At 46.0% G+C, this 5,168-nt stretch carries 3 protein-coding genes; 1 reads left to right on the top strand and 2 read right to left on the bottom strand.

The annotated features are described in order from the left end of the window. Nucleotides 1-21 precede the first annotated feature (21 nt). Nucleotides 22-1,026: an endonuclease/exonuclease/phosphatase family protein gene (locus tag WBA23_RS15945; RefSeq protein ID WP_424583280.1), complete on the bottom strand. Its 1,005-nt coding sequence runs from the start codon at nt 1,024-1,026 to the stop codon at nt 22-24. Nucleotides 1,027-1,263: 237 nt separating this feature from the next. Between WBA23_RS15945 and WBA23_RS15950 the strand changes: the two genes are divergently transcribed. Next, complete coding sequence (locus WBA23_RS15950; RefSeq protein ID WP_424583281.1) at nt 1,264-2,355, top strand: AI-2E family transporter; 1,092 nt, start codon at nt 1,264-1,266, stop codon at nt 2,353-2,355. A 64-nt stretch (nt 2,356-2,419) separates the two neighbouring features. Here WBA23_RS15950 and WBA23_RS15955 read toward each other — a convergent pair. Continuing rightward, nucleotides 2,420-5,168, bottom strand: a 2,749-nt coding sequence (locus WBA23_RS15955; RefSeq protein WP_424583282.1) for a PAS domain-containing protein, incomplete at its 5' end; no start/stop codon positions are given.

The raw sequence follows: 5,168 nt of genomic DNA on the forward strand, positions 1-5,168 counted from the left end.
GGGAAAACGTCTTTACCCGATTTACTCTTCCTTCAAGACCATCACTGCGTGAATTGGAAAATGATCTGAGCCAAATTTATTCAATCGCTGCAACTTGGTTAGCGCAAAGTCGCCGGATACATACACATGATCTAAGGGCCAGCGCATAACGCTTGATTGGGCGTCGAACGAATTGTATAGTCCCCGGCCTACCCGCGTATCGCTGAGCTGACCTTCCACCTGGAACAGCCGCGAAGTGTTAGACCAAGCAACATCATTAAAATCTCCGGCTACTACCGTTGGTTGCTGGTGTTGTGCGACCATTCGTCCCACTTTAATGAGAGCCACCTCTTCTTCGCCCTCGTTGTCGGGATATTTGCTGTACACCGGAGGCACCGGGTGCACTCCATGAAACCAAAACGATTGCCCGTTGGGTAGTTGCACCTCAGCATGAAAAGAAGGGACACTATCATGTTGCAAAAACTTCACTTGCATGTCTTGCCACGGGTAGCGCGAGTAGAGTCCCATTCCGTAGGTATTATCGGCCGCATACTCTTGTACGTGTGGGTAGCGGAGGCGTAGCGGTTGTAGTGCGTTCATCCACCACTGATCGGTTTCCATAAGCAGTACCATATCCGGATTGATTTCCTCCACGACCTCCACTAAAGAACCTACCTGCCGATTATGCATGTATACATTGGCAATCAGTAGACTCACGCTCGCATCGGATGAAGCTAGACTAGCATCCAGTGAGCGAACATCTGTTCCGCTCAAGGGGGTATAAGGGTAAATGAAGTACGCCTGCAAACCAACTGATGTCAGTAGTCCTGCTGCCAATAACATCGAACCCAGGGTCCAGCGGTGCGTCATAGTTACTATAATGAGCAGGCAGATTCCACCCAATAGCAACAGTTGTATCCGAGGAAAGTCCAAGGCTTTAATCCACCATACATTAACATCATATAGTAGAGAAAGTAAGGTTGCACTGATGGTAATTACACTAAGCAGTACAATCAAATAGTAAACTATTTTCTTCAAGGTATGCATAGACTAAAAGTTTGGTTGTTTTTATTCGGGATGGCAGCATCTCCCTTAGGTTAGATATGCTACTTATAAAAATTTTATAGTATAGAGCCTACAACTTTTTTTCAACTGAAAGGTTAAAATATAGTAAACACGCAATTTTTTTAACTACGATAGGCTCTTTTAGCGGTGTTTTACTAGTTGTCTAGCAGCCTATTCACCTGAAGTCTTGCTTGGAATTCGTTCAGGTAACTATTTTTTATGTTTTCTAAATTATCATCTTCGGCACTTTATCGAGCGGCTGCATTGGTACTTATTACGGGGGCAGCCGTGTACTTAATGATTCTGGGCAAATCAATCATCATCCCGTTAGCATTTGCTGCCTTTGCGGCAGTAGTTTTAGCTCCACTTTGCCAATACTTAGAAAATAAGGGTATTCACCGCAGTATTGCTGCTTTTTTGTGTTTATTGTTAGCCATTTTAGTCTCTACCGGAGTGACTATCTTCTTTACTTTGGAAATGTCGACCTTAGCCAACGGCGTAGAGACATTCGAGAATAACCTAAACAACATGGCCTCAGACGTGGCTACATTTTTAGGTACACAACTGAGTCATACCGAACTAACTCAGCTAAGTACCTTTCAGGAGTTAATGAGCTTTTTACTAGAAGACACCCAGGGTGCTCTGGGGAAAGTACTAGTGATTGTAGCCTCCAGTTTCGTGTTTATATTATTTCTGTCGGCCTTTATTGTTATGTTCCTAATCTACCGAAAGGGCATTAGAGAATTTGCCATTTCACTGTTTCAGGATGATGAGAAGAGTATGCGACATTTGCTTCTAAAAATTGAGCAGGTAGTCAGAAATTACCTTATCGGAATCTTTCAAGTCATTGTAATTTTAGCCGTATGCAACTGTTTAGCTTTATGGCTTTTGGGGGTTCCTAATCCTATCTTTTTTGGTATTTTTGCGGCTTTACTTAATATCGTTCCCTTTATTGGCCCTTTAGTAGGTTCACTGGTTCCGGCCATGTTTGCTTGGGTTATTTCCGGCTCAATTATGTCTGCCGTATGGATCATTATATATTTCATTGTAATCCAGAGCCTGGAGAGCTACGCGATAACTCCTAACATTGTTGGAAATAAAGTAAACATCAACCCCATGTTTACATTACTGGCAATTTTCATTGGAAATTTAATCTGGGGCGTACCGGGTATGATATTATTTATTCCGCTAACCGCAGTGTTGAAACAAATCTTCGACGAGGTAGCGGGCTTACGACCTTACGCCCATTTGCTAGGAGCACTGAACAAAGATAAGGCTGAAACCCAGGATGCGACTACGGCTTCTTCTTGAATCTTGCCAGAAGTATTTAATAGAAACATTTCTACCTCCTTTTGCTTCGCTATTCTTCTAAGTACTATCGTAATAACTCAAAAACTTCCTCCAACCGGTCTTCCACCTGAGATTGAATTTCCTGCAAGGCCTCATCATTAGGCAACACTTTTAGCATTCTTTGGCTTTGCCCCAGTAGGTTTTGTAGGTGGGTTAATTGGAGCATATCGAGCAGTAATTTGGATTTATGCACTGCTTCATCTAAAGCAGAGGCATCTCGGTTGCTCATTGCCTGCGTAAATTGCGATTGCAGCTCCTTTATATTATTAATAGCATTTTCCATAAACTGCTGCCTCTCTTTCTCGTCCTTAAACAATTCGCTTACCTTTTGCAGGTTTAGCCCTCTGATTTCCTTTTCTGATATCGAAGGTGATTCTGGCTGGGTAGGTTGAGCCAGACTATATTTTTGGACGTAGCGTAGTATCTTCTGCTGTAGTTCCGGTGGATTAAAAGGTTTGATTATTATCTCCTGAAAGCAGGATGCCTCGGGGTGCTTTTTTACTTCTTCGGGCGTATCGGCGGTAAGAGCAAATATGGGTGTATCGGTGTAGTTGGGCAGCTCGCGAATAAGTCGGGCCGCCTGGTAGCCATCCATCACGGGCATGCGAATATCCATTAGAATAAGATGATAGGGTTGATCATCACGCTGGGCCTGCTGGGCTATTTCTACTGCCTGTTTCCCGTTTTCGGCAATATCGGGGGTGAGGTTCCACCACTCCTGTAGTAGTTGAATAAGCATCATACGATTGACCGGAGCATCTTCCACCAGTAGCATCCGCACTTGCGCTAGCTGCGTTGAATCACCGGTTAATGAAACCAGACTTTGAACCGCCGCAGTGTCCGTGGCACCTTCCTCCAGGGGCAGGGTAAAGAAGAAACAAGAGCCTTTTCCTTCTTCGCTTTCTAACGCTATCCGGCTGTCCATCAGCTCCAACAATAACTTAGTGATTGATAGACCTAGGCCGGTGCCACCGTACTGCCGCACGGTAGAAATATCAGCTTGAGAAAAATTATCGAAGATAATATCCAACTTATCAGCAGAAATACCAATGCCGGTATCTTCTACCGAAAAGGTGACCAAATATTTATCCCGTTTTTTCCGCTGGAGAGAAACGTTTAGTGTGATGGTGCCATTCTGCGTAAATTTCACCGCATTACTAATCAGGTTATTCAGTATTTGAGAGAGCTTTAGTGAGTCGGTACGCACCGCGGTGGGAATCCGCTCGTCTAAGTTGAACTTAAGCGTATTTCCTTTTTCCTGCGCAATAGGTTCGTAGGCCTTTTCTAGGCTGTGCAACAACGCCGGTAGGTTCAGGTCGGTTTCTTCCACGGATACTTTTCCGGCCTCAATCTTACTAAAATCTAAAATATCATTGATTAACATTCGGAGGTTATCCGCCGAGAATTTGAGCGTTTGCAGGTTTTCTAGTTGCTGGGGTTGAGGGTTTTTGTCCAGCAGCAGGTTGGCAATGCCTAGTATAGCGTTGAGCGGGGTTCGTATCTCATGGCTCATTAGGGCCAGAAAATCACCTTTAGCTTTAGCCGCTTGCTCGGCCTCTTCTTTTGCCCGGCGTAGATTTTTCTCTGAGCGCTTTTGCTGAGTAATATCTACGTTCATTCCAACCCATCCCCGAATAGTATCGTCGGCCTTCCGCAGCGGTACCGCCCGAACCGTCGTCCATTGGTAGTCTTGGGTAGGGACGTGATAGACGCGGTATTCAGTAAGTAGGCTGTTACCGGTTTTAATTGCCTGCTGCCAGGTTTCCTGGGCCCGTTGCCGGTCGTCGGGGTGTACCGCATTGAGCAGACCTCCGGCTTTAAACTCTTGAAAGGTTTGTCCGGTGTAGTTTCGCCAAGAAAGAGAGTCCTCGGTTACTTCGCCCTCCGCGTTGGTGGTCCATACCATCTGGGACGAAGCCTCCACCAGGGCCCGAAATTGTTCCTCACTGTGCCGTACGTCTTCTTCCGCCTGCTTTAGCTGGGTGATATTTACAAAGGTGATCACAACCCCTTCAATCCGGTCTTCTGTACTGCGGTAAGGAAGTAGGCGGGTCAGGTACCATTGCCCTCGCTCGTCTTTTATCTCGCTGGCGTGAGGGGTCAGTTTGTCCAGTACTTCCTGGGCATTTTTTAATATACCGTTTCCGGTAAGGCGACTGCTGAGTTCGGCCAGGGGGCGACCCCGGTCAATTACCCGAATGTTGAACAACTCACTTACCTGCGGAGTAAAGCGCATAATCCGAAGATCACGATCCAGAAACAGGGTGGCAATATCGGTGGCAGTAAGCAAGTTTTGCAAATCGCCGGAGAGTTGGGCCAATTCTTTTACTTTATGCCGGTTCTCCAGGTTTACGGTGCTTAACTCTTCGTTCATTGACTGGAGTTCCTCCTTGCTGGTTTCCAGTTCTTCCAGTGTAGAGCGCAGCTCCTCATTGTTCGATTGCATCTCCTCACTCGATGCTTTCATTTCTTCCTGGCTGGTTTCGTACTCCTCAATAATGATCTGAAGCCGCTGCTTAGTAGTGCTCAGCTCTGTTTCCAACTCTTGTATCCGAGGGGCGTCACCGGTATTCTCATTCTTGGCTGACCCAGGTTGATGATCCGAAATCTCGTATTCGTCGAAGATAACCAAGAAAAAACCTTCCTGCTGAGATTCGGTAGAAACCCGAAGGTGCAGCACCACTTCGCTCAACTTTCCATCAAGCGCAATGGGAATGGGTTCCGAGCGAACGGTTGTCTTTTGTTCCCGGGCGGCATACAGGGCAGCCCGTAGC

This window comes from Tunicatimonas sp., assembly GCF_049647865.1.
In the GTDB taxonomy this organism is placed as follows: Bacteria; Bacteroidota; Bacteroidia; order Cytophagales; family Cyclobacteriaceae; genus Tunicatimonas.